Genomic DNA, 24,367 nt, shown 5'->3' with positions numbered 1-24,367 from the left:
CAACGTCGATGTCTGTTTCTGCATGCTAGATGACATTGCCGACGCGTGTGCCGGGCCGTAGCGTCATAGGCGCAGGTCAACGCACCCAACACGCTGGCCTTCACCGCATCTTCCCCCTATTGGACCTCTTCCCACACTCGATCCCCCCGCCCTGAACTCCCCCCACGCCCCCCACCTGAACTCCCCCCACGCCTTTCCCCCCAACCCCACGGAACACCGAACTCACTATGGAAAGACGGGGCATGGCAACTCGTAGAGGATTTCTGGGTACCGTTTCGGCAGCAGGGGCAGCCACCTTCCTCACCCAGACGCAGGCGGCCACCAGCGCGTCGGCCGCACCGGCGGCGACCGACGAGAAGGCGGCTCGGGACGCGATCCGCAACGTCAACGCCGGGATGCGCGCCAACTACGCGTCCCTCAAGGCCGAGCTGGTCAAGCACCTCAGCCCGGTCATCGTCGTCCAGAACAACGCGGTCGGCGGACGCTTCACTCTCATCAACAACGGAGTCCAGGTCGAGACCGTCGACCCGGTCCCGGAGTACTTCGAACTGGCCAAGTCCATCGCGCACGTTCCGCTGGGCATCTACTCGGTGATCGCCGCCTACCTCAGCGACCAGGTGCCGAACATCCCCAACGCGGACCGCATCGACCCGCACGACCTGGACATGGTCGCGTTCAAGACCCCGGGCGACAAGGGCTGGATCACTCCGCTGAACAGCTTCCGGACCACGCTGAACTCGGCGTACACGAAGCTGCCCACCGCGAACCTCCCGCTGGATCTGGAGAACTCCTGCACCACGATCCTGTCGGAGGCCATGAAGTTCATCGACACCATCGTCAAGGCGCAGTCCTTCGACATGGTCGCGTACAACCGGTTCGCCGCGACCGTCTACCCGTCGATCCGCGTCAACATGACCTTCGCCGCCACCGCGCAGATCACCGGCATCGAGACGCTGATGAAGCGGTGGCGCACGCTGCTCGGTGAGGCGGCGTGGAGCGACCTGTACGTCACGGTGCTGTCGATCTGGACGACGTCCGATCTCAACCAGGCGTCCATCATCATCCGCCGCACCATGAACCAGGCGAAGGTGGACACCCACCTGATCGACCTGCCCACCGTGGAGACCCCCTCGGACCCGATCGCCGTGGCCCTGGACAACCTGGCCCGCATCGTCCAGGACAACGTCGCGGCCGAGATGGTGTTCAACACCGACCTCAAGGTCGCCGACGCCCTCAAGGGCAAGGAGGACCTGCTGTCGGACGAGATCCTCAAGCAGGTCGGCGGAACGGCTCCGGCCGCGAAGACCGCCGCCTTCGGCGCGGCGGCGGCCGCCGCGACCTGCCCCATCACCGGGCACACCGCGTCCGTCTGACCCCCGGACCGCCCTGCCGGCCCTGACCGGCGGGGCCCGGGACAAGCCGGACCGTGACCCGCCCGTGCCGCCTGCCAAGGGCTCCAGCCCTCGGGAGGCGGCACGGCTCGTCGGTTTCCGCCCGGGCACCCACGTGTCGTCTCCCGCCGACCACCACACCGAGGCCGGGGACGCGGCGGAACCTCCGGCACGCCAGGAGGACGTCACACCGGCCGCCCCACGCGGCCCCGGCCGTGACCGGGGCACTCACCGTCGTCGCGCGGCCGGCCGCCTCCACCCCCGCTCCGCGACACAAGGCCTGGTGAGCGTGTGCCGGTGTGGCGCCCGGTGTCGTGTACGGTTCGGGGCGGCTGCCCTGCGGTGATCAACGGATGACCACCGGTTCCGGCGGTCGGGTGCGGACGTCCCGGGGTGAAGGAGGTGTACGGCGGTGGACGAGGCGAAGCGGCGCGGAGACGACTCCGCCGGGGCTCCCGCGGAGCGGACGGCGCGGGTGCGCAACCCCCGCGGGCAGGGCGAACGGCTGCGTGAGGAGATCCTGCGCGCCGCCGGGGGCCTGCTGGAGCAGGTGGGCAGCGAGGACGCCCTCTCGCTGCGGGCGGTGGCCCGGGAGGTCGGCATCGCCACCCCGAGCATCTACCGGCACTTCGCCGACAAGACCGAGCTGGTGTGGGCGGTGCTGGCGGAGCACTACGAGCGGCTGGCCGCGCTGATGGCCGAGGCCGACGCCTCCGCGCCCGCGGACGACCCGCTGGAACGGCTGCGGCACCAGTTGCGCGCGTACTGCCGTTTCGCGGTGGCCAACCCGGCCAGGTACCGCCTGATGTGCGAGACCTGGCAGACCCCGGTGGACGAGGAGCGGCTGCACGGTCACCCGGCCGGACTGCTCCTGCGCGGGCTCCACGAGGCGCTCACCCACTGCGAGGAGGCCGGCTGGCGGGTACGCGGCACCCGCGCGGAAGCGCCGTACCTGCTGTGGTGCGCCCTGCACGGCCGGGTCGCGCTGTGGCAGGTCATGCCGCGCCGCAAGGACACCGCCCGGCTGAACCGCTTCGTGGACGAACTGCTCGGCCTGCTGCTGGAACGCTGACGCGTCCTCGGTTCCCTCTTCTCACCTTCACCCGGCGCCCGTTCCCCCGCTCCCCTCCCTTCTGACTGCCGCCGGCATGCGTCCGGTCCCTTCGGGTTGCCGTCGGCGTCGCACCCGAAGCGCCCCTCCACCACATCACCCGATTTCCTTCACCTCTCCTGCGGCCCAGGCCGCCCTCCACCCTAAGGAAACGGTCGTAAGCTAACAGGTGTTAGTCGAAGGTCTTCCCCCACAAGGAGTGGCATGACCACCACCGCACCGCTTCCGCCGCTGCCTGCCCGGCCGCCGTCCGGGTGCCCCTTCGATCCGCCCGAGGGTCTTACCCGACTGCGCCTGGAAGAGCCCCTGTCCAAGGTCGCCCTGGACGACGGCGGCTGGGCTTGGCTCGCCACCCGCTACGCGGACGTCCGGGCGATCCTCGGTGACACGCGCTTCAGCTCCGACACCTCCGCCCCCGGCTACCCGGTCAGCGGCATGACCGGCGGCAGCCCGCGTCCCGGCGCCACCCGGGGCTTCATCCGCATGGACCCGCCGGAGCACACCCGGCTGCGCCGCATGGTCACCCGGGACTTCATGGTCAAGCGGGTGGAGGCGCTGCGCCCCACCCTGCAGCGGCTCACCGACGAACTGTGCGACGCGATGGAGCGCGTGGACCGTTCCGAGCACCCCGTCGACCTGGTCCAGGCACTGGCGCTGCCGCTGCCCTCGCTGGCCATCAGCCTGCTGCTGGGCGTGCCCTACGAGGACCACGACACCTTCCAGCGGCTCACCGGTACCCTGCTCTCCCGTGACCTCACCGAAGAGCAGCGCGAACCCGCCCGCGCCGAACTCCTCGCCTACATCGACCAGTTGGTGAACGCCAAGAAGGCCGAGCCGGGCGACGACATCATCAGCCGGCTCGTCACCGAGCAGTACGCGCGGGGCGAGCTGACCCACGAGGACCTCGTGGCGTTCGCCGTGCTGCTGCTGGTCGCCGGGCACGAGACGACGGCCAACATGATCGGCCTGAGCGCCCTGTCCCTCATGCTCGACCAGGAGACCGCCGGCCGGCTGCGCGAGGACCCCTCCCTGGTCCGCGGCGCCGTGGAGGAACTGCTGCGTTTCCACAGCATCATCCGCAACGGCCCCCGGCGCGCGGCCCTCGCGGACGTCGAGGTCGGCGGACAGCTCATCCGCCGCGGGGAAGGCGTCATCGTCGCCGTGCCCTCCGCCAACCGCGACGAGGACACCTTCCCCGACGCCGACCGGCTCGACATCCGCCGCCCCAACGCCCAGCACCACGTGGCCTTCGGTTACGGCATCCACCAGTGCCTCGGCCAGGCGCTGGCCCGCGCCGAGCTCCAGGTCGTGATCACCACGCTGCTGCGCCGCTTCCCGGGCATGCGCCCCGCCGTACCGGTCGAGGAGATCCCCTTCCGCACGGACATGGTGATCTACGGCTGCCACGCCCTCCCGGTCACCTGGTGACCCGTCGCCCCCTGACCGACCCCACCCCACCCCTGGAGGAATCCTGATGCAGATCACCATCGACGAGGCGAAGTGCTGCGGCGCCGGCCAGTGCGTGCTGGTCGCCCCCGAGGTCTTCGACCAGCGTGACGAGGACGGCATCGTCGTCCTGCTGGACGCCACCCCGGACGCCGGTCTGCACGCCGCCGTGCGCGAGGCCGCCACCATCTGTCCCGCCGCGGCCATCCAGGTGCGGGAATGAGCGCCCCGGGCACCCCCCGCCCGCGTATCGCCGTCGTCGGCGCGGCGGCGGCCGGGCTGGCCGCCGCCGAGGGGCTGCGCCGCCTGGGCTGGGACGGGGAGATCACCCTCATCGGCGACGAACCCCACCCGCCCTACGACCGGCCGCCGCTGTCCAAGCACGTCCTGTCCGGCGCCTGGGAGCCCGAGCGCACCGCGCTGCGGGACGCCGACCGGCTGGCGGAGCTCGACCTGGACCTGAGGCTGGGCACCCGTGCCGTCGCCTACGACCCGGCGCGGCGCGCGCTCACGCTCGGCGACGCCGGGCGGACCGTGCTGCGCTGCGCCGGTGTCATCGCCGCCACCGGTGTCGTGCCCCGCACCCTGCCCGGCGGCGACGCGGTCGAGGGGGTGCACGTGCTGCGCACCCTGGACGACGCGCTCGCCCTGCGCCGGCGCCTCGCCACGCCCGGCCGGCGGCTGGCCGTGGTCGGTGGTGGCGTGCTCGGCGCCGAGGCCGCCGCCGTGGCGCGTGCCCTCGGCCACCAGGTCACGCTCATCGGCACCGAGGACACGGTGATGGGGCGGGTGCTGGGCCCGGAGGTCGGCCGGCTCCTCGCCGACGTCCACCGCGCCCACGGGGTGACCCTGCGCTCGGGGCAGGCGGTCACCGGCATCCGCGCCGAGGCCGGACGGGCGACCGGTGCCGTGCTCGCCGACGGCACGGTGGTGGAGGCCGACGACGTGCTGCTGGCCGTCGGCTCCGTCCCGGCCGTCGGCTGGCTGCGCGGCCCCGGCGCCGAGGCGGCGGGCCTGGACCTGTCGGACGGGCTGCGCTGCGACGAGTTCTGCGCCGCGGCCCCCGGGCTCTACGGCGCCGGTGACGTCGCCCGCTGGTACCACCCCGGCCTGGGCCGGGAACTGCGGATCGAGCACCGGATGAACGCCAGCGAGCAGGGCCTCGCCGCCGCCCGCAACCTCCTGGCCGAGCTGGACCCGGAACGCTTCGGCGAGCGGCGCCCGTTCACCCCGGTGCCGTACTTCTGGTCCGATCAGTACGACCTGAAGCTCCAGGCCCACGGTGTACTGGCCGGTGCCGACCGGATCGAGGTCCGTACCCTGGGCAAGGACCCGCTGCGGCTGGCCGCGCTGTACGGCACCGCCGGCCGGGCCACCGGAATCCTGACGATCGGCCTGCCGCCGCGTCAGACCCGGTCCCTGCGCGCCCTGATCGCCACGCCTGCCCCCTGGCCGGAGGCGATCTCCGGGCTGACGGAGACGGTGGAGGCCTGACCGGGCCCGCCCGGGGCAGGACGGCTGTCCCCTGCCCCGGACGGGCCGAACCCTCAACCGCCGGAGCAGACCGCGCCGTTGAGACGGAAGACCGTCGGGTCCGGGTTCGGGCCGTCGTTGGCGCCGACGAATCCGAAGGAGGCCGTCGACGCCCCGTCCGGGGCCAGCGGCCCGGCACCCTCGGGGGCGGTCACCCGTACATGGGAGCCGGTCTGGTGGAACGTGGCGTTCCAGCCGGAGGACACCGACTGGCCTCCGGTCGGCCAGTCCCAGTCCACGGTCCAGCCGGTGATCGGCGTGTCCGACAGGTTGCGGACGGTGACCGTGGCGACGAAGCCGTTGCCCCAGCCGGAGTCACGGTGGTATGTCACCGCGCAGGTGGCGTTCGACGGGGTGCCGGTGGTGAAGGTCAGCGGGGAGGACGGGGCGGAGAGCCGTCCCGAGGCGTCGGCCGCGAGCACGTTGACCGTGTGGCTGCTGCCCGGGGGCAGGTTGCGCAGGGTCACGGAGGTGCCGGTGGTCTCGCCGACCAGACGGGTGTACGTGCCGTCGCGCTCCTGGACCAGGTAGCGGGCCGCGCCCGTTGCACCCGCCCACGACAGGCGTGCGGTGGTGTCGGTCACCGCTTCCAGCCTCGGGGTGCCCGGGGTTCCCGCGGCGGAGGCGCCGGGCCCGGTGCCGGTGCGTGGGTCGAGCGTGACCGTGAGCAGCGCGTACGGTGGCACGGTGACCTGGGACGCGGTCGCCGCCCCGGCGCCGGCCTCGGTGATGTCGCTGTCACCGCGCGCGTAGCGGTGCACCACGGGTGTGCCGGCGGACGGGGTGAAGCCCGCGTAGTCCAGGTCTACGGTGTGTGCGGCGTCCGGGTCCTTGTTGACGAGCAGGACGCTCAGGCGGCCGTCGCGACGGAGCACGGCGTGCGCCGAGACGTCCTGCGCGGAGGACTGGGCGGCGACCATGGTGTCGCCCGCGGTGCCCAGTTCGCTGGTCATCTTCATGCCGTAGTAGGGGTGGAACGGCGTGTTCGGCGCCGGCTCGCAGACGTCGCCGGTGCAGGCGCCGCTGGAGAGCATCCCCATGTCGCCGTAGTCGGTCTCGCCGTCGACGGTGGTGATCTGGCCGGCGCCGTTGTGGGTGTCCCACCAGTCGACGTTGAACACGCCGTTCTCCAGTGCCGTCATGAAGGCGTCGGCGGCGAACAGGCCGTTGGGGCGGGCGGTCAGCCGGGCGCCGCCGGTGTTGGTGTTGATCTCGGTGAGGGCGATGCCGATGCGCGGCGAGTCCGCGCCCGCGTACCGGTCGAGCTGGGCGCGCACCTCCCGCAGCTCACCGGGCAGCCGGGCCAGCCGGGCCATGGCGTCCTGGGCGGTGGTGTCGGACCCGCCCGCGTACCAGTGGACACTCACGAAGTCGATCACGTCGGTGACTTCGGCGAGCACGGTGTTGTTCCAGTCGCCGGGATCGCCCTCGCCGACCACGCCGTCCGGCCACTCGCCCGGCGAGGTGAGGACCGCGCCGATCTTGACCGTCGGGTCGACGGCCTTCATGGCCTCGGCGTACGCGCGGACCTGGCGGGCGTACTCCCGGGGGCTCTTGTCGGCGTGGTCGTCGTGCTCCCAGCCGCTGCCGTAATGGCCGTTGCCGTAGATCTCGTTGCCGATCTCCCAGTACTTCGCGCCATAGTTCTTGGTGATGTTCGCGTACCTGACCCAGCCGGCGGCCTCCTCGGGCGTTCCGGAGCCGTAGTTGGCGATCAGGACGGGCTGTGCGCCGGTGGCGCGGACGGTGCCCATGAAGGCGTCGAAGCCGGTGCCGGGGGCGACGTATCCGCCGGGCGCCGTGTGCGTCTCCCAGTGGTAGATGTCCGCGTACGAGCCGCCGGGGTAGCGCATCATCCCGACGTCGGCCGCCTTCATCAGGCGGGTGACCTCGGGGTCGTTCATGTGCGAGTCCCAGATGGCGGTGTTGACGCCCCGGGCGGTGTCGGACAGCCGGCCCAGGGCCGCCTGGGCGTTGACCCGGACGTCCACGTCCCCGACGGCCGCCGTCCGCGGAGCCCCGGGCGCGACACCGGCCAGCGGGGTCAGCAGGGCGAGCGCGGCGGCCAGCACGAACGCGCCGCGCGCGAGGGCGCCAGGGCCCCCGGCGCCGGCCGGCCGGCCGGGTCTGTGCAGTGGTGGCATGGGGTCCTCCCTCATGGGTCCGGCGGCACGGCGGATGCCGGACAGGACCGCCGGACAGGCGAAGTGCCGGCGCGGCAGCAGGACGTTCCGCGCCGGTGACAGGGGAAACGGAGCGGGCGGAGCGATGGTGCGCGTGCGGGGCGGTACGGGGCGGCCGGATCCCATCTATGGGAGCGCTCCCATGATGGGAGCGGTGTGACGCCGTGTCAACGCCTGTACAGGAGGGAGGATCGGGACCCGCAATACGCGGTGCGCACCGTACGCCTGCCCTGCCCGGCCGAGCCGGGAAAGGGCAGGTGTCCGGTGCGCGGTGGGCGGTCCGGCTCAGTTCGAGTGCGGCCGGCCGTCCCGCACCCAGGTCATCACCACGAGAGCCGCGGTGATGTACATCAGGACGCTGAAGGTGCTGACGGATTCAACGTACTGCTCGTGACCCTGTGCGCGCAGTTCCAGCGCGAGGGAGCCGAGCGCGGTGCCGAGCGCCGCGGTGGCGACGGACATGGCGACGAACGGACCCTTCGTCATGGGTACTTCCTCCAGACCGCGAGAATGTTGACCGGGATCGAGGCTACCCGCACCACGAAGTCACCTTTCACCACACGCGAATTGGGGGCTGCCACAGCTCGCCCACGAGCCCGTTAGGGTGACCCCGTGACCGACGAGACCGTGGACAGACCGAACCGCTTCCGGGCCGAGGCGGCAGCCCGGGGACTGCCGCCGCAGGAGGTGGAGGAGTGGATACGTACCGCCCTGCCGGCGGTGTACATGGCCGAGGGCGGTGACGGTCCCCTCGGGGCCCGGGCCGGCGGCGACCCCCTGCTGCCGCACGGTGCGCCGAAGCCGTCCGATCCCTTCGTGGCCTCCGTCGACCTCGCGGCCCTCCCGCCGGGCGCCGCCGGCCTTCCCCTCCCCGCCGACGGCCACCTGCTCTTCTTCGCCGACAGCGAGGTGAGCATCGAGGGGCAGGCGCCCGGCGCGGTGATGTACGTACCCGCCGGGACCCCGACGGCCCCGAGTCCCCTCGAACACAGCTGGCGCAAGCCGTACCGGGCGTGTGAACTCCGTACGGCCTGGCATCAGTTGAGCGATCAGATGCCGGAGAGCTTCGCCGTCGACAGATGGGGCGACCTCGCCGACGACGAGCAGTTCGAACTCGCCGACGAACTGAGCGACGCCTGGGCACACGTCGGCGGCCACCGGCCTCGCTGGTCCTTGCAGATCGGCGGTCATCCGGTGTCGCCCCAGAACGACCCCGTCCACTACGCGCGCGATCCCGGGGAGGCGGACCCCCCGGCCGACGGAGAGGGCGCCGGCGACTGGGCTCTCCTGGCCACCTGGAGGTTCGGCGACGACGTCACGGAACTGGACTCCGGCGTGGCCCACTGGGTGATCCGGCGCGGGGACCTGGCGGCCCGGCGCTTCGACCGGGTCCACCGCTACATCGAAATGGCCTGAACGGCGCCGGGTGAGGGCGGCCGGCTCCCCGAGGGGCGCCGGCCGTCCTCGCCGCCCCGGCCGATCACGCCGGCCCGGTCCGTACCGTCATCTGGACGGCCCGCTGCTCGGTACGGGTGCCGGGTGCCCCCGCTTCCCCTCCCCCGGCCGGCTCGCCCCGGCCTGCCCGCGGGTGAGAGGCGGCGGTGGACCGGCGCGAGGCTCCCCCGCCGCCGCCCGTGGCCCGGGTGCCGGCCGGCTCAGCGCAGCAGCAGGTCGCGGATCGCGCCCGCGATCTCGTCGGGCGCCTCCTCCGCCATGAAGTGCCCCGCGCCGGTCAGCCGGTGGTCCAGGTCCGGCGCCCACGCGCGCCAGACGGCGGCGGCGTCGTAGCCCAGTTGCGTGCCCCAGTCCTGCTGGACGACCGTCACGGGCATGGCCAGCTGGGAGCCTGCGTCCCGGTCCGCCTGGTCGTGTGTGACGTCGATGCCCGCCGAGGCCCGGTAGTCCGCGACGATCGACGGCACGGCCGCGGCGCTCGCCCGCAGGTACTCGGCCCGGACCGGTTCCGGCAGGGCGGCCGGGTCGGCGGCCCAGGCGTCGAGGAAGGAGCCGAAGTAGGCGTCCGCGCTGTTGGCGATCATCGTCTCCGGCAGCCCCGGCGGCTGCGCCATGAGGAACAGGTGGTAGCCGACCGCCGCCCGTACGCCGTGCAGCACGTCCCACATGTCCAGCGTCGGCACCACATCCAGGATGCCCAGGTGGGTGAGGGTCTCGGGGTGGTCCAGCCCCGCCCGGAAGGCGACCAGGGCACCCCGGTCGTGGCCGGCCAGGGCGAAGCGCTCGTGGCCGAGCGCCGCCGCCAGGGCGACGACGTCCGCGGCCATGGTGCGCTTGGAGTACACCTCGGGGCCGGTGGCGGCCGGCTTGTCGCTGGCGCCGTAGCCGCGCAGGTCGGGACAGATCACCGTGTGCTCGCCGGCGAGCCGCTCGGCGACGTGCCGCCACATCAGGTGGGTCTGGGGAAAGCCGTGCAGCAGCACGACCGGGCTGCCGCTGCCGCCGACGGCGGCGGCCAGCTCCACTCCGTCCGTGCCGGGCAGGCGGACGTGGTCGAAACCGGGAATCGTGAGCGTCATGAAAGGCCCTTTGCTCGAGGTCGGGGGACTGACCGGACCAGCGTGGGCGAGGGCGATCAGCAGCCGATCAGTACGCTTCGACACCGCCGGCCCGCGGCACGGAGGATGGAGGGCATGCGAATCGACGTGCTCGGTGCCGTGCGGGCCCTCCGCGATGACGGCACCCCGGTTGACCTGGGCGGACCCCGCCATCGCGAGGTGCTCGCCCGGCTCGTCGCCGCCGGGGGACGGATGGTCTCCACCGACACCCTCGTGGACGACCTGTGGGCCGAGCCACCGGTGCGCGCCGTGGGTGCGCTGCGTACGTTCGTCGCCGCGCTGCGCCGGGCCATCGAGCCCGACCGGCCGCCCCGCACCCCGCCGCGCGTACTCGTCACGGAGGGCCCCGGCTACGCGCTGCGCCTGCCGCGCGCCCAGGTGGACGCCCACCGGTTCGAGGACGCCCTGGCCCGCGCCCGGCGGACCCCCGATGCGCTGGCCGACCTCGACGCGGCCCTCGCGGCCTGGCGCGGCCCGGCCTACGCCGACGTGACCGGCTCCCTGTGGGCGCGGCGCGAGCGGGCCCGGCTGGAGGAGCTGCGGCTGGAGGGGCTGGAACTGCGCGCCCGCCTCCTCCTCGACTCCGGTTCGGGGGCCGAGCTCGTCGCCGAACTGGGCGCGCACGTCACCGAACACCCCTGGCGCGAGCCGGCCTGGGGACTGCTGGCCCGCGCGCTGCACCGGGCGGGCCGTCAGGCGGACGCGCTGGCCACCCTCCGCCGGGCCCGCACGATGCTCGTGGAGCAGCTCGGGCTGGACCCCGGTGCCGACCTCCAGCGCCTGGAGGCGGACATCCTCCAGGGAGCCACGACGCTCCAGCCCGCGCGTACCGTGTGGACCGCCGGGGTACGGCTCGGGCCGCGCACCACCGTGGAACTGGCGCGCACCCTGGCCCTGGCGGGCGGCGACGCCCTCGTCCACTCGCGGCGCGACCGCCTCGCCGCAGTCCAGGCGGCGGAGCGCACCGGAGACATCGCCCTGACCGCCCGGGTCATCGGCGCCTACGACGTGCCCGCCCTGTGGAGCCGGGCGGACGACCCCGAGCAGTCCCGTGCCGTCGTCGCGGCGGCCGAGCGTACGCTCACCGCGCTCGGCGCCGACGGCCCCGCCGAACTGCGCGCCCGCCTGCTGGCCACCGTCGCGGTCGAGAGCCGCAGCGCCGATCTGTCCGGCACCGAACGGGAGCGCGCCGGGCGGGCGGCGCGCGAGGCCGAGGCGCTGGCCCGGGAACTGGGCGATCCCGCGCTGCTGGTGTTCGCCCTCAACGGTGTGTTCCTCCAGTCCTTCACCCGCCCCGGGCTCGCGGCGGCGCGGGATGCGACCGGCGCCGAGATCCTGGGCCTGGCCACCCGGCACGAGCTGCCGAACTTCGCCGTGCTGGGCCTGCTCATCCGCCTGCAGTCCGCCTCCGCCATGGGCGACCTCGATGCCGCGACCGCACACGCCCGGGCCGCCGAGCGGCTCGCCGTCAGCACCGAGGCCTCTCTGGTCCCCGTCCTGACCGGCTGGTTCCGGGCCCGGGCCACGGCCGCCCGCAGCGCGGAACCCGGTGGGCCGACCGCCGCCACGGCCGCGGCGCGGTACCGCGCCGCGGAGGACGCCCTCGCCGGGACGGCGAGCATGCCGGGGCTGCACCGGGGCCTGTTCGCCCTCGCCCTCCTGGGCCTGCGCCTGCTGCACGGCCGTCCCGCGCCCACCGATCCCGCCCTCGACTGGGGTCCGTACCGTCCCTGGGCGCAGCCCTTGGTACTGCTCGCCCGGGACCGGGTCGAGGAGGCCCGTGCCGCCCTGTCCGCGGCGCCCGAACCACCTTTCGATCACATGCAGGAGGCACTGTGGTGCCTGACCGCTCACGCCGCCGCCCGCCTCGGCGAGCCCTTGATCGCCGCCCGCGCCGCGACGGCCCTGCGCCCCGCCCGCGCCGAACACGCGGGCGGCGGGAGCGGAATGCTGACGCTGGGCCCGGTGGCGCGCTACCTGACAGAGGCGGAGGCATGCGCCGACCGGGGCTGACCCACGACGCCCACGCACCCGATCTCCGCGCCATGGGCAGCCCCGGTCACTCCGTGAGCCTCTCGCATGTTTCGGCGGTCAGGCGGTCGGCGGTGTCGAGTGTGGTGGTGAGGGTGCGCGCAGTCGTGCCGAGGGCGGAGAACAGGTTGTGTGCCCGCTCGGCGAAGTGGTCAGGGGCGATGGCGAGTTGTCCGGCGGCGCGTACCGCTCCCTTCTCGTTGAGGACCCAGCGGCGGGCGTGGGCGTGGAGGGCGTGTACGAGGAGTCCGACCGCGCGGAAGAGACAGCCGGCGACGAAGAAGGCGTCACCGCGGGCTGCCCCCTTGCGGGCGCCGGCCAGGATGAACGGTGCCTCCCAGCGGGCGTTGCCGATGAGCGCCTCGCGCAGTGGCTCGGGGTAGTGGCGCGTCTGCTCCCGCAGGGCACGCAGCTCACCGCCGGGGTCGGCGAGGACGCGGCCGAGGGCCACCTCACCGGCGTAGGAGTGGGAGTACACACCCAGGGGGTGGCCGGGCTGGGCGCCGATCTCGAACCGCCCGGCGCGGCACTGCCGCCAGACGCGGTGCACCCGGTCCAGGTCCCGGTAGATCCAGTCGACTCGGTGGCCGTCGATGGTCAGCCAGGCGCCGCCGTCCACCCATGGCCCCCAGCCGCCCGGCTCGGTCACCTCCACCGGCCCGCCGGTCAGCTCGGCCGCGAGCAGGCGCAGGGCGGCGGTGTCGAGCGGCGGCCGGTAGTACAGGCCCAGGTCGAAGTCGGAGTCGGGGCCATGGGTGCCGCTCGCCCGGCTGCCGCCCAGGCACACCCCGACGACGCCGCCGACACCGGCCAGCCGGTCCGCGATCTCCGTCAAGCGCTCCACGCTTCTCAGTCTGCGGGGGCGGATCACCCTGCGCGACCGAATTACCCGGCCGGGGAGGAGTGCTCCCGCAGGGCCTTGGCGATCAGGTCGTGGATGAGGTGTTCGCCGGGGGCCCGGTTCTCCTTGAGGACGGGAAGGTCGTCGGGGCCGACCCAGCGGTAGGCGGTGTGTTTCGGCCACTCCAGGGCGGGGCGGGCGAGATCGCCGTGGACCTCGACGAGGTAGTCGGCCTCGTGCCGCGGTCCGGCCCCGTCGTCACCGGTCCAGGTGGTGATCCCGAGCAGGCGCCGGACGCGGCGCAGGCACCAGCCGGTCTCCTCCTCGATCTCGCGGGCGAGGGTGTCCAGCAGCGACTCGCCGGGCTCGACGTGCCCGCCGACGATGTCCCAGCAGTCGGGGAAGAGCCGCCGGTGGGGACCGCGTCTCTGGGCGAAGGCCCGGCCGTCCCGGTCGAGGACGACCGCACCGACCGTCCACGCCTCGTCAGGGGCGGGAACGGGGAACTCGACGTCGTCGTCCACGGTCACTCGGTGCTCGTCGTCCTCCACGCCCACGTGGTGCTCGTCATCCGGCATGCCCTCACCTTACGGCCGCCTCAGGGCCGTGTCCGGCCGTCGGCCCGGCCGGCGGTGATGCCCGCGAGGATGAGGTCGATGCCCGCGAGGAACTCCGCCCGGTCGTCGTGTTCGCGCAGTTGTCCGGCGACGTCGCGGGTGAACGGGTACTGGTCGGGGTCCAGTTCCCGCCACGCGGCCGCCACGGCGTCGAGGAACGCGGCCCGGTCCGTGTTCGCCCGGGCCGCCAGCGTGTTGGCGGCGTTCTGGCCCGCCACGCCGAGGATGTAGCTCAACAGCGCGGACGCCGCGGTGAACTGGGCGGCTTCGGGCACCCGCAACGCCTGGACCTGGCGCCCGATGCGCTCGAAGACCCGCAGCATCGGTGACTTCCCCGGCGTGCGGGGAAGCCGGGCGAGCGTGGCGCCGACCCACGGGTGGGCGTCGATCGCGTCGAACACCCCGAGCGCGAGCGCGCGGATCGCCTCCTGCGGCGTCTTGCCGGTGTCGTCGCCGGCGAGGGTGGGGGCGATGACGGCGTCTATGGCGGCGAGGAGGAGTTCGGTCTTGCCCGTGACGTGCCAGTAGATCGCTCCGGGGCCGGTCGCGAGGCGCTCGGCCAGTGCGCGGAACGTGAGACCGCCCTCGCCGACGGTGTCGAGGAGTTCGACCGCGGCGGTGACGATGCGCTTCCGGGAGAGTGGTTCCTGCCGTCGCTCCGGACGACTCTTCCTGCTTGCCATGTCTTCAGTCTAGGCGCACTGGAACACCATTCCAGCTTGACAAGGCATGGAACGCCGTTCCAGTCTGAGCCTTCTGGAACAGCGTTCCAGTCGGCCTGTGGGGCATCGCTCGAGCGGTGCTCCGCCGATCCGCCGGGCGTCCGCCCGACGGTCCGCGATCCGGAGGGAAACACCCATGACCACTCCTGTCACGATCATCGGAGCGGGACTCGGCGGACTCACGCTCGCCCGCGTCCTCCACGTGCACGGCATCCCGGCGACGGTCTACGAGGCGGAGTCCTCACCGACGGCCCGCACCCAGGGCGGCCTGCTCGACATCCACGACCACAACGGGCAGCTCGCCCTCAAGGCCGCCGGGCTGCACGAGGAGTTCCTCGGCGTCATCCACCAGGGCGCCGAAGCCTCCCGGGTCCTCGACAAGAAGGGGAAGGTCCTGCTGGACGAGCCGGACGACGGTACCGGCGAGCGCCCGGAGGTGCCCCGCGGCGAGCTGCGGCGCATCCTGCTCGACTCGCTGCCCGCCGGTACGGTCCGGTGGGGGCGCAAGGTCACGTCGGTACGGGCCCTCGGCGACGGCCGGCACGAGGTGACGTTCGCGGACGGGGCCACCGTGACGGCCGGCCTGCTCGTCGGCGCGGACGGAGCATGGTCGCGGGTCCGTCCACTGCTGTCCGAGGCCACGCCCGAGTACGTCGGAACGTGCCTGCTCGAGACCTACTTGTACGACAGCGACACCCGCCATCCGGCCGCCGCCCGGGCCGTGGGCGACGGCTCGCTCTTCGCGCTCGCCCCCGGCAGGGGCATCTCCGCGCACCGCGAGCCGGACGGCGTCCTGCACACCTACGTGACGCTCCGCAAGCCGCGGGAGTGGCTGGACTCCCTCGACTTCCGCGACACCGCGGGCGTCACCGCCCGTATCGCCGCCGAGTTCCACGACTGGGCCCCGGAACTCACCTCCCTGATCACGGACGGAGAGACTCCGCCGGTGCCGCGCCCCCTCCACGCCCTGCCGACCGGACACCGCTGGGACCGGGTGCCCGGCGTCACGCTGCTCGGCGACGCCGCCCACCTGATGCACCCGTCCGGCGAGGGAGCCAACCTCGCCATGTACGACGGCGCCGAACTCGGCAACGCCCTCGCCGCGCACCCGCACGACACCGAGGCGGCACTCGCCTCGTACGAGGAGGCCCTCTTCCCCCGCAGCGCCACCGCTGCCACCATGGCTGTCCGCATCCACGACCTGCTCCTGGACGACAACGCCCCGTACAGCCTTGTCGACTTCTTCACCGGCCACGGGCAGCGGGCCGAGTGAACCACCGGTGCTCCGGCCGGAGGGCTGCGGGTGGCGGATCATCCGGTGCCGCGACAGCCCGCAGTCGAACACCGGGGCGTCCACGGGTGTGCCGGACGCACGGCTCCGGGCCGGCGGCACGACACCCTGCGTCAGGGCCGGGGCACGCCGCTTCTCGACCAGCCCCGCGCCTCCCCCTCGTCGATGAGGCGCCGCCCGGCCAGCCACAGCGAGGAGGACGCCTCCCCGATCACGGCCTTGCGGGCGCGGACGTCGTCCGCGGTGATGCCCGGGGTACGCCATGTGCCGCCACGGGCCATCCAGTTGAGCAGGAGCGGCTGGAGCCGGTCCATCGCCTTGGCGAACTTCGCCTCGGGGGTGCGGCGTTCCTCGAACTCGTCCCACAGGGAGCGCATCCGCCGGGCCTGGTCCGGTGGCAGCAGGCCGAACAGCTCGTCGGCCGCGGCGGCTTCACGCTCCTGCTGACCGGTGCCCGCGGCACTGTCGTACAGCGGGGTGTCGCCGGCGTAGATCTCCACCAGATCGTGCAGCAGGACGAGCTGGACGGTGTGCCCGACGTCGATGGGCCGGTCGGAGTGTTCGGCGAGGATCACCACCATCATCGCCAGGTGCCACGAATGCTCCGCGTCGTTCTCGCGCCGGTCCGCGGCGGCCAGGGGGGACTGCCGGAGGATGGTCTTGAGCTGATCCACCTCCACCAGGAAGGTGAGTTGGGCGCGCAGTCTTTCATCGAGGTCGTCGGGGAAGGGTGTCTTCTCCGCGAGCAGGCTTCGCCGTTCATCGCTCATGCGCTCATCGTGACACGAGGCCTCCGGCACGCACCGAACCACGGCGGGGGTGTGCGACCCCGGTCAGTCGCGGGCGACGGACTCCGCCTCGGCGGTGTACAGGTGGGCCGGGTCGAAGCGCATGCCCGTGAACTGGCCCGCGAGTTCGAGGGACAGCACGCCGTGCAGCCGGGTCCAGAAGGTGAGGGCGCGCCGGAGGGCGGACGGGGGTGCCGGGTGCCGGCCGGCCCAGTCCCGGTGGGCGTGCAGATGTTCCTCCAGGGGTGACGCCGGCTCGTCGGGGACCTGTCCGGCGGTGCAGGCGTCGAGGATGACGGCCATGATCTCCGAGGCGATCCGGGTGGTGTCGTCGGGCGCCTGGTAGCCGGGGACCGGAGTGCCGTAGACGAGGAAGTAGCGCTGGGGGTCGGCCAGGGCCCACTCGCGCAGGGCGTGCGCGAGGTCCCGGAGGTCGGGGCCGGCCTCGGCGCGGGCGCGGAAGGTGTCGGCCAGGCTGCGGTAGGCGTCCCTGATCAGTTCGGTGATCAGCTCGTCGCGGCCGGCGAAGTAGCGGTACAGGGCCGGTCCGCTCATGCCCATCCGCTTGGCGATGGCGTTGAGGGAGAGCGCGGAGGCCCCCGCGGACGCGATCTGCTCCCAGGCGTGCTTCTTGATCTCCTCGCGCACCTGGGCGCGGTAGCGCTCCCTGGGCGTGCTCGCCTCCGGCTTGCTCACGGCCGTCTCCCCGCTCTCTCGGCACCGATGGTTAGAAGGTATCACCAACGCTATTGACCGTCGCCATGGGAAGGAGGACACCCCGGCGCCCCGGCGGCCCCGCCGCGAAGCCGCCCGCGCCTCTGGACGGGGCGGCCCGCCGAAGCCGCACGCGCTGCCGTCGCGAGGCGGCCGGCAGGGCCGGCGAGGTCCGTCCGTCACTCGTCCGGCCCCGTATCACGGCCCTCCGACGGGCGCGCGTACCCCGTCCGGCCGAGGCTTCCTTACGACACGACTGAAAAGGACGTAGGTGAGGGTGGTGGCGATGGCGATGCGTACGCGGGCGTTGGCGTCGGAGTTCCTCGGGACTCTGCTTCTGGTCTTCTTCGCCGTGGGCTGCGCGGTGCTCGGGGTCGAGTTCATCGGCACCCTGGGGATCGCGCTGGCCTTCGGCTTCGTGCTGCTCGCCCTCGCCTACGCGCTCGGGCCGATCTCCGGGTGCCACGTCAATCCGGCGGTGACCCTGGGCATGCTGTGCGCCCGCCGCATCGACGTGGCCACCGCGATCGGCTACTGGGTCGCGCAGTTCGTCGGCGGTATCGCCGGGGCGGCCCTGCTCTTCCTGCTCACCAAGCAGGTGCCCGGCGTCCAGACCGACGGTGCCTTCGGCAGCAACGGCTACGGGGACCGGTCCGCGGTGCACATCAATACCGGCGGCGCGTTCCTCGCCGAGGTCGTCCTCACCTTCCTCCTCGTGTTCGTGGTGCTCGGGGTGACGCACCGGGTCGCGGTCGTCGGCTTCGACGGCCTGCCCATCGGCATCGCCCTCGCCGTCATCCACCTCCTCGGCATCCCGCTGACCGGCACGTCGGTCAATCCGGCGCGCAGCCTCGGCCCGGCCCTGTTCGCCGGTGGTTCCGCGCTGTCGCAGCTGTGGCTGTTCATCGTCGCGCCACTGGTCGGCGGTCTGCTCGCGGCGCTCGTCCATCACGTGACGCACCCGGCGGGCGAGGAGCGCACGATCGCCGACGACGTGGCGGCGGCCTGAGGACCCGTCAGCCGAGCGGCTCCGCGGCCATTGCGGCGAACTCGCCGGGGGTGGCGAGGCGGACGCCGAGGGACTCGGCCTGCGCATGCTTGGAGCCGCTCCCTCGCCCGCGACGACCGGGCCGGTGTCCTTCGAGACGCTGCCCGACGACTTGCCGCCGGCGCGCTCGATCAGCTCGTTCATCCGGCTGCGGGAGAGGTCCGCGAGAGGGCCGGTCATCGCGCCGGTGACCACGACCTTCATCTGGGCCGACGGGCCCGCGGCCCCGTCGCCCCCGTCTCTTCCCCTTCCGGGGCGGGCGGAGCGGGCCCGCGACGCGCGTACCGGCGGGCGTGTGGACGCCGCGCCCGGCCGCGCGGTCGATGAGCGCGCTGTGCACCGCCTCGGTCTGCTCCGTGGTGAGTGCCTCGCCGGTGCCGGGCAGCGGCAGCAGTCCGTAGGCGAACGTCATCTCGACCGTGTACGCGCGGTCCTTGGCGCGCGGGGTGCCCGCCGCCGCGTCGCGCGGCTTGGCGAAGGGTGCGCCGCCTTGCCCGGTGCGCACCCGCCGCCCCCCGTCGAAGCGCGCATCGCGCTGACCCGCGTAGCCCCTGTGTGCCCTATGTGACCGCCGGCATGTGAAGGCCTTGCGCTTCCGACGAGTCCACCGCCTTTGGGGGTGCCCAGCACCTGGTCCTACGCGGCCGGGGCCGCCAGGCGGAAGCCCACACCGATCGCTTCGAGATCCGGCTCGTAGGCGCCGTGCCTGCGGGCGCAGCGGGCGAGGTCGCGGTCGTGGCGGAAGGCGCCGCCTCGGGTGACGTGCGGGTCGAACGCCCACCCCTCGGTGTTCGGTACGTCGGCGGGCGCGCCGGGGTAAGGGGCGTACCGGGTGGAGGTCCACTCGTCGGCGTTGCCCGCCATGTCCAGCACCCCGAACGGGCTGGCACCCTCGGGGAACGAGCCCACGGGTGTCGTGGTGCCGATGCCGAGGTCCACCAGATTGGCCAGGCCGGTGCGGTACTCGTCGCCCCAGGGGAACTCACGGTCGTCGTCCCCCCGTGCCGCGCGCTCCCACTCGTCCTCGGTGGGCAGCCGTACCGCGAGGCCGCCGAGCCGCTCCCCGAGCCACCGGCAGTAGGCCGTCGCCGCCTCCCAGGCGACCCCGATGACCGGATGGTCCGTCGGCCCCTGGGGGACCGGTCGCCCCGTGGCCGCCGCGAAGCATGCCCACTGGCCCACCGTGACCGGGGTGCGGGCGATCCGGAACGCCGGGACGTGGATCTCCGCGCGCGGGGCTTCCTTCAGGTACCACTCCATCGGCACACCCGTGTCCGCGTAACGGCGGGCCACCACCGCCACCTCGTCGACCGGCGTTCCCCGGCGCACCACCCCGGCCGGGATGTCGACCCAGTCCACTTGCTCCACCTGCACGGCTCCTCCTCGGCTCGAGCGGACGGATCTCATGATCACCCCCTTGGGCGGGGCGTCCATCGGCCGATGGACCTGCCGCGACAGGGACTTTGGAACGAGGACGCCGGTCCCGGGCCCTAGCCCCTCGCTCAGCGGGCACAGCAGTTCGGCGCTCAGCGGTTCAACGTTCAGTGGTTGGCGGTTCAAGAGGGGTCTGTCGTCCCGTACGCGGTACCGGATACCTGCCAGCCACTGCCGTCACACTCATCGGAGGCCCTGATGCAGCGCGTCCAGAACCTCGCACGCTGGGTCGCAGCCGGCGCCCTGGTCTCTTCCCTTTCCGTCGCCGTCCCGGCCGCGGCCGCCCCCGGCTCACCTGCCTGCGATCACGTCACCCTGACCTGGGCAGGTGGTACGGCCAAGCAGGGCGGCGGCAGCGACCGGCAGGAGACGGCCCGCGTCCAGGTGAAGAACACCGGGGACCGTGCCTGCTCCCTGCTCGGCGCGCCGTCGGTCGAGCTCACCACGGACGGCGTGCCGGAAACGCTGCTCCAACAGCGGGGAGGGGCCAGCCTGGATCTCGCTCCCGGCAAGACCGCGACGTTCACCATCACCTTCCTCGGCGACACCGGGAAGAACGGGAACGAGATCATCCGTCCCGACCAGGCCGTGGTCACCCTGCCCGGCGGTACCGTGAAGACCCTCACGTGGCGTTGGGGCAGCGTCACCCGGCAGGAGGCCGCCAGCCGCCCGGGCAACTACGTCAGCCCGGTCACCTGACCCGGCCCGTACCGCTCGGCGAGCCGGGTCCCGGGAGACCGTGGTGCCACCCCGCTCCCCCGCGTCCCTGCCCTTACTGTTGCCATACGGTTCCTACGCGGATCACATGAGCCCGCCCACCGAACAGCGCCACTCGTGCGACCCGCCTCGGGTTACTCGGCGAACGGCTGCTCACAGGCCGGTCGGTACCGTCCGCAGGTAGGCACCCAGCCGGGCGATGGCCGACGGGTTGCGGGGGCTCTCGACCAGGTCGGCGTAGTCGAGGGAGACGATCCTGCGGTGCTTGACGGCGGAGACGTTCCGCAGCGGGGCGTAGGAGAGCAGGAACTCCTTCTTCCGCTCGGCACTGACATCGCCGTAGTCGCAGATGACGATGACCTCCGGGTCACGCTGCACGACGGTCTCCCAGCCGACCACGGCCCACGAGTCCGCCAGATCGTGCATGACGTTGACACCGCCGGCCTCGGTGATGATCTGTTCCGGGGCGGCGTAACGGCCGGAGGTGAAAGGGGCGTCCCGGCCGCTGTCGTAGAGGAAGACCGAGGGACGGGCGGCCTCCTGGGGCGCCTCGGCCCGCACCTGTGCGATCTGCCTTTTGAAGTCGGCGATGAGCGCGGCCGCACGCTTCTCGACGCCGAAGAGCCTGCCCAGATTGGTGAGGTCGGCGTACAGGGCGTCCAGCGGTGGCATGATGCCGCGGGAGGACTTCGAACGGCCGTTGTGGCAGGACTCGGTGAGGATGTACGACGGGATGCCGAGCTTCTCCAGGGCGTCGGGGGTGAAGCCGCCGTCCTCTCGGAAGCCGTAGTTCCAGCCGGCGAAGACGAGGTCGGCCCGGGCATCGAGGACGATCTCCTTGGTGAGCTGGTCCTTGGACAGCCATGTCGTCTTCTCGTAGCCGTCCTTCCACGGCACACCGCGCAGGTCTCCCTTTTCATCGGGCATGGCGAAGCCGGCCATGCGGTCCTCCAGGCCCAGGGCGAACATCAGCTCCGTGATGCCGACGTCATTGGTGACGACCCGCTCGGGGACCTTGTCGTACGTCACCCGGCGACCGCAGTTGGTCAGGGTGACCGACGCCGAGGACTTCGCGTCCCGGGAGGACTCCACCGTGGCGCCGCATCCGGTTGCGGTCACGGCGAGACAGAGGGTGGCGGCGAGGAACCGCTTGCGCATGGGCGTCCTTCAGGTGGTGGGCGGAAGCAGGTCGAAGAGCAACTGGCGGGCGCCCGTCGCGGGATGACGCACGGTGTGGGCACGGACGCCGAACACCTTCGCCAGCAGCGGGGGTTCGAGGATGTCGTGGGGTGGCCCGGAGGCGACGATCCGGCCACCGTCGAGGACGTACAGGACATCGCAGTGGGCTGCCGCCAGGTTGAGGTCGTGGAGGGCGGCCAGTACGGTCAGGCCGCTGCCGCGGACCAGGGACAGGACGTCCAACTGGTGGGCGATGTCGAGGTGGTTGGTGGGTTCGTCGAGAATCAGGACGCGGGGCTGCTGGGCGAGGGCGCGGGCGAGGAGGACGCGTTGCTTCTCGCCGCCCGACAGGCCGAGGAACCCGCGGTCGGCGAGGTGGTCGACGCCGGTGCGTTCCATCGCCCGGGTGCAGATCTCCCGGTCCGAGGCGGCCGTGCGGCCCTGGTGCGGCAGCCGTCCCATGGCGACCACCTCGGTGACGGTGAAGTCGAACTCGGCCGAGGATTCCTGCGGCAGCGCGGCCAGTACCCGGGCGGCGGCCCGGGGGTCCATGGCGTGCAGGTCACCGCCGTCCAGGCGTACCACTCCCCCGGACGGCCGCAGGGCCCGGTAGAGGGAGCGCAACAGGGTCGTCTTGCCGCTGCCGTTGGGGCCGACGAGTCCGACGAACGCCCCGCTGCCCACGGTGAGGTCGACGTGTTCGACCAGGCGGGTTCCGGCGGTCTCGATCGTGACGTCGTCGATGTCGAGTCGCATGCTCAGCGCCCTCCGAACGCGTAGCCGCCCCGCCGCATCAGCAGCAGGAACGCGGGCACGCCGACCACCGCGGTGATCACTCCGACCGGCAGCTCGGCCGGGGCGAGAACCAGCCGGGACAGCACGTCGGCCCACACCAGCAGTACGGCCCCGGCGAGCGGGGCGACGGCCAGCACACGCCGGTGGTCGGCGCCGACCAGCATCCGTGCGACGTGCGGCACCATCAGCCCGACGAATCCGATGGCACCGCTGACCGCCACCACCGTCCCGGTCACGGCCGCGGTGACGACGAACAACTCCCGGCGCAGCCGGGCCGGCCCCACGCCCAGGGCGGCCGCGGTCTCGTCTCCCATGGCGAGCGCGTTGAGCGCCTCGGCCCGTCGGCGCAGCCAGGCCCATCCGGCCGCCACGGTGACGGCGGCGAGCGGCACCTGGGCCCACGTGGCGCCGCCCAGGCTGCCGAGCAGCCACATCATCGCCGACCTGGCCGCCTCGCCCCGGGCCGCGCCGAACACCATGACGGTGGTGACAGCCTGGAAGCCGTACGCCAGTGCCGTGCCGGTCAGGATCAGCCGCAGCGGTGTCAGGCCCTGCGGGGAGCGGGCCACGGCGTACACGAGCGCCATGGCCGCGAGTGCCGACACGAAGGCCGAGGCCGACAGCGCCCAGACCCCGAGCCCGGCGAACGCGCCGAGGAGGATCACGGCGTTGGCGCCCACCGCCGCGCCCGAGGAGATGCCGAGGACGAACGGGTCGGCCAGCGCGTTGCGCACCAGGGCCTGCACGGCGACACCTACGGCCGCGAGACCCGCTCCGACCGTGGCGCCGATCAGCACCCGTGGCAGCCGGATCTCCCAGACGATGGTGTAGGCGGCCGCGTCGCCCGCGCGTACGGTGCCGCCGGTGAGCCCGGCCCACAGGAAGCGCGGCACCTCCGCCCAGCCGACCCCGGCGGCGCCCAGCGCCACACCGCCGACGAGCGACACAAGGAGCAACAGCAGCAGGGACAGACTGAGCGGCAGCACGGGGATGCGGCTGGGGGCCGTCCTTCGGCGCACGGGTGGGCCGTCCTTCACACGGGCCGCCTGCTGAACGTCGAGCAGGAGCAGCCCGCGCGGCCGTACCCGGCCGGGCGATCCTCTCTCGCAGTCCACGGCGAGCAGTCAACGGGTCGACACGCCCCCGCAGGCGATCGGGCTCGCACGGCACCCCTGAATCGCGGTGCCGTGCACACCGTTGCGGGTCAGCGCCGGACTCTCACCGGACTTCCCCCACGGGAGGCGAGGCAAGCCTAACAAACAGCCTCCGCCGCCACGTTCGCGGAGCACCGACCGGGCACCCGGAGTGGGAGGGGCAGGGGGCAGGACAGCCGACGCGGATCGGTGCAGCGGTTGGTGAGGTGGCCGAGGTAGTCGTCGGCGGTGGTGCAGGGCCGGTCCTGGGCGCCGTGGCGGTGCGGTCCGAGGTGTCCGTCGGGGTGGACGCGCACGGTGGTCGTGGCCCCCCGCGGTCTGCCGGCCGGCCGGGCCGCCTGGCGGGGGCCGCCGGCGTGGGGGCAGGGGGCGCGCTCTTCCAGGAGCAACCGGTCGGATCCGTGGCCCGGACAGGGCGGCGACGGGGCGGATCAGCACTCGGCCGATCAGCCAAGACCCTGGTGGTCGCGGGCCGGCAGGGCGGTACCGGCGCCGCCAGTCCGCCCTGCCCAGCACTGGCACTGGCACTGGCACTGGCACTGGCACTGGCATCCGCGATCACGATGCGGGCGATGGCTGTTATGACGTGGATTCGGCCGGCGGTGCCCGGTGTGCGCGTGATCGCGGATTCGGCGGACACCTCGGCGGGTGGCAGTGCGGGCTTGATGCCGGTTCCGGACGGCCGCAGGGGTCGGCCGCCCGGAACCGGAGCTGCCGGTGTCAGCCGCCCAGGAGGCGGTTGACCCACGCGCGGCGGGTGTTCAGCATCGCCTGTCCCAGGGCGCTGTCGGGTGCGACG

22 protein-coding genes are annotated in these 24,367 nt (G+C 73.0%); 10 read left to right on the top strand and 12 right to left on the bottom strand.

Annotated elements, in window-relative coordinates:
* Nucleotides 1-242: 242 nt before the first annotated feature.
* The 5 genes from IE251_RS12750 (at nt 243) to IE251_RS12730 (ending at nt 5,442) form a co-directional block, all read left to right on the top strand.
* Nucleotides 243-1,373 carry a hypothetical protein gene (locus IE251_RS12750; RefSeq protein WP_229896719.1) on the top strand — a complete coding sequence of 377 codons (1,131 nt, stop codon included), beginning with the start codon at nt 243-245 and terminating at the stop codon, nt 1,371-1,373.
* A gap of 430 nt (nt 1,374-1,803) precedes the next feature.
* Nucleotides 1,804-2,463, top strand: a complete 660-nt coding sequence (locus tag IE251_RS12745; RefSeq protein ID WP_189753012.1) for a TetR/AcrR family transcriptional regulator — start codon at nt 1,804-1,806, stop codon at nt 2,461-2,463.
* A gap of 243 nt (nt 2,464-2,706) precedes the next feature.
* Complete coding sequence (locus tag IE251_RS12740; RefSeq protein WP_189753011.1) at nt 2,707-3,930, top strand: cytochrome P450; 1,224 nt, start codon at nt 2,707-2,709, stop codon at nt 3,928-3,930.
* A 46-nt stretch (nt 3,931-3,976) separates the two neighbouring features.
* On the top strand, nt 3,977-4,171 hold the full coding sequence (locus IE251_RS12735; RefSeq protein WP_189753010.1) for a ferredoxin: 195 nt from the start codon (nt 3,977-3,979) through the stop codon (nt 4,169-4,171).
* Nucleotides 4,168-5,442 (top strand): NAD(P)/FAD-dependent oxidoreductase, encoded by a 1,275-nt coding sequence (locus IE251_RS12730; protein ID WP_189753009.1) that lies wholly within the window; start codon nt 4,168-4,170, stop codon nt 5,440-5,442. Before IE251_RS12735 ends, IE251_RS12730 begins: the two co-directional genes overlap by 4 nt.
* A 53-nt stretch (nt 5,443-5,495) precedes the next feature.
* Here the strand turns inward: IE251_RS12730 and IE251_RS12725 are convergent, their stop codons facing one another.
* On the bottom strand, nt 5,496-7,625 hold the full coding sequence (locus IE251_RS12725) for a cellulose binding domain-containing protein (protein WP_189753008.1): 2,130 nt from the start codon (nt 7,623-7,625) through the stop codon (nt 5,496-5,498).
* A 324-nt stretch (nt 7,626-7,949) separates the two neighbouring features.
* Nucleotides 7,950-8,150, bottom strand: a complete 201-nt coding sequence (locus IE251_RS12720) for an SCO3870 family protein (RefSeq protein ID WP_189753007.1) — start codon at nt 8,148-8,150, stop codon at nt 7,950-7,952.
* 126 nt (nt 8,151-8,276) lie between these two features.
* Here IE251_RS12720 and IE251_RS12715 point away from each other — a divergent pair, with 126 nt between their 5' ends.
* Nucleotides 8,277-9,080 carry a DUF1963 domain-containing protein gene (locus tag IE251_RS12715; RefSeq protein ID WP_189753006.1) on the top strand — a complete coding sequence of 268 codons (804 nt, stop codon included), beginning with the start codon at nt 8,277-8,279 and terminating at the stop codon, nt 9,078-9,080.
* 239 nt (nt 9,081-9,319) lie between these two features.
* Here the strand turns inward: IE251_RS12715 and IE251_RS12710 are convergent, their stop codons facing one another.
* A complete protein-coding gene (locus IE251_RS12710) occupies nt 9,320-10,198 on the bottom strand; it encodes an alpha/beta fold hydrolase (RefSeq protein WP_189753005.1) in 879 nt (292 codons plus the stop codon).
* Nucleotides 10,199-10,312: 114 nt separating this feature from the next.
* Between IE251_RS12710 and IE251_RS12705 the strand changes: the two genes are divergently transcribed.
* Nucleotides 10,313-12,250, top strand: a complete 1,938-nt coding sequence (locus IE251_RS12705) for an AfsR/SARP family transcriptional regulator (RefSeq protein WP_189753004.1) — start codon at nt 10,313-10,315, stop codon at nt 12,248-12,250.
* Nucleotides 12,251-12,296: 46 nt separating this feature from the next.
* Here IE251_RS12705 and IE251_RS12700 read toward each other — a convergent pair whose 3' ends face one another.
* From IE251_RS12700 to IE251_RS12690, 3 genes are read right to left on the bottom strand one after another with little or no spacing between them, the layout of a single operon-like run.
* On the bottom strand, nt 12,297-13,112 hold the full coding sequence (locus IE251_RS12700) for a nucleotidyltransferase domain-containing protein (RefSeq protein ID WP_189753003.1): 816 nt from the start codon (nt 13,110-13,112) through the stop codon (nt 12,297-12,299).
* A gap of 41 nt (nt 13,113-13,153) precedes the next feature.
* Nucleotides 13,154-13,687 carry an NUDIX hydrolase gene (locus tag IE251_RS12695; RefSeq protein ID WP_189753002.1) on the bottom strand — a complete coding sequence of 178 codons (534 nt, stop codon included), beginning with the start codon at nt 13,685-13,687 and terminating at the stop codon, nt 13,154-13,156.
* Between the two features lie 20 nt (nt 13,688-13,707).
* The gene (locus IE251_RS12690; RefSeq protein WP_189753001.1) at nt 13,708-14,409 is read right to left on the bottom strand and encodes a TetR/AcrR family transcriptional regulator; all 702 of its coding nucleotides are present in this window, start codon (nt 14,407-14,409) and stop codon (nt 13,708-13,710) included.
* A 175-nt stretch (nt 14,410-14,584) separates the two neighbouring features.
* Here IE251_RS12690 and IE251_RS12685 point away from each other — a divergent pair, with 175 nt between their 5' ends.
* On the top strand, nt 14,585-15,721 hold the full coding sequence (locus IE251_RS12685) for an FAD-dependent oxidoreductase (protein WP_189753000.1): 1,137 nt from the start codon (nt 14,585-14,587) through the stop codon (nt 15,719-15,721).
* 131 nt (nt 15,722-15,852) lie between these two features.
* On the opposite strand, the gene IE251_RS12680 is transcribed toward IE251_RS12685, so the two are convergent.
* Both IE251_RS12680 and IE251_RS12675 read right to left on the bottom strand, forming a co-directional pair.
* Nucleotides 15,853-16,509 carry an HD domain-containing protein gene (locus tag IE251_RS12680; protein WP_189752999.1) on the bottom strand — a complete coding sequence of 219 codons (657 nt, stop codon included), beginning with the start codon at nt 16,507-16,509 and terminating at the stop codon, nt 15,853-15,855.
* Nucleotides 16,510-16,572: 63 nt separating this feature from the next.
* The gene (locus tag IE251_RS12675; protein ID WP_189752998.1) at nt 16,573-17,223 is read right to left on the bottom strand and encodes a TetR/AcrR family transcriptional regulator; all 651 of its coding nucleotides are present in this window, start codon (nt 17,221-17,223) and stop codon (nt 16,573-16,575) included.
* 310 nt (nt 17,224-17,533) lie between these two features.
* On the opposite strand from IE251_RS12675, the gene IE251_RS12670 reads away from it, so the two are divergent.
* Nucleotides 17,534-18,250: an MIP family channel protein gene (locus IE251_RS12670; RefSeq protein ID WP_189753344.1), complete on the top strand. Its 717-nt coding sequence runs from the start codon at nt 17,534-17,536 to the stop codon at nt 18,248-18,250.
* Nucleotides 18,251-18,925: 675 nt separating this feature from the next.
* Here IE251_RS12670 and IE251_RS12665 read toward each other — a convergent pair.
* Complete coding sequence (locus IE251_RS12665; protein WP_189752997.1) at nt 18,926-19,696, bottom strand: formylglycine-generating enzyme family protein; 771 nt, start codon at nt 19,694-19,696, stop codon at nt 18,926-18,928.
* A gap of 225 nt (nt 19,697-19,921) precedes the next feature.
* Between IE251_RS12665 and IE251_RS12660 the strand changes: the two genes are divergently transcribed.
* Nucleotides 19,922-20,422, top strand: a complete 501-nt coding sequence (locus IE251_RS12660) for a DUF4232 domain-containing protein (RefSeq protein ID WP_189752996.1) — start codon at nt 19,922-19,924, stop codon at nt 20,420-20,422.
* Nucleotides 20,423-20,593: 171 nt separating this feature from the next.
* Here IE251_RS12660 and IE251_RS12655 read toward each other — a convergent pair whose 3' ends face one another.
* From IE251_RS12655 to IE251_RS12645, 3 genes are read right to left on the bottom strand one after another with little or no spacing between them, the layout of a single operon-like run.
* Nucleotides 20,594-21,598 carry an ABC transporter substrate-binding protein gene (locus IE251_RS12655; protein ID WP_189752995.1) on the bottom strand — a complete coding sequence of 335 codons (1,005 nt, stop codon included), beginning with the start codon at nt 21,596-21,598 and terminating at the stop codon, nt 20,594-20,596.
* Between the two features lie 9 nt (nt 21,599-21,607).
* Nucleotides 21,608-22,375: an ABC transporter ATP-binding protein gene (locus IE251_RS12650; protein ID WP_189752994.1), complete on the bottom strand. Its 768-nt coding sequence runs from the start codon at nt 22,373-22,375 to the stop codon at nt 21,608-21,610.
* Between the two features lie 2 nt (nt 22,376-22,377).
* Nucleotides 22,378-23,433, bottom strand: a complete 1,056-nt coding sequence (locus IE251_RS12645) for a FecCD family ABC transporter permease (protein WP_229896718.1) — start codon at nt 23,431-23,433, stop codon at nt 22,378-22,380.
* Between the last annotated feature and the right edge of the window lie 934 nt (nt 23,434-24,367).

Origin of the sequence: Streptomyces eurythermus (assembly GCF_014649115.1) — a bacterium.
Lineage (GTDB): Bacteria > Actinomycetota > Actinomycetes > Streptomycetales > Streptomycetaceae > Streptomyces > Streptomyces eurythermus.
This window is presented reverse-complemented; position numbering and strand designations above follow the sequence as displayed.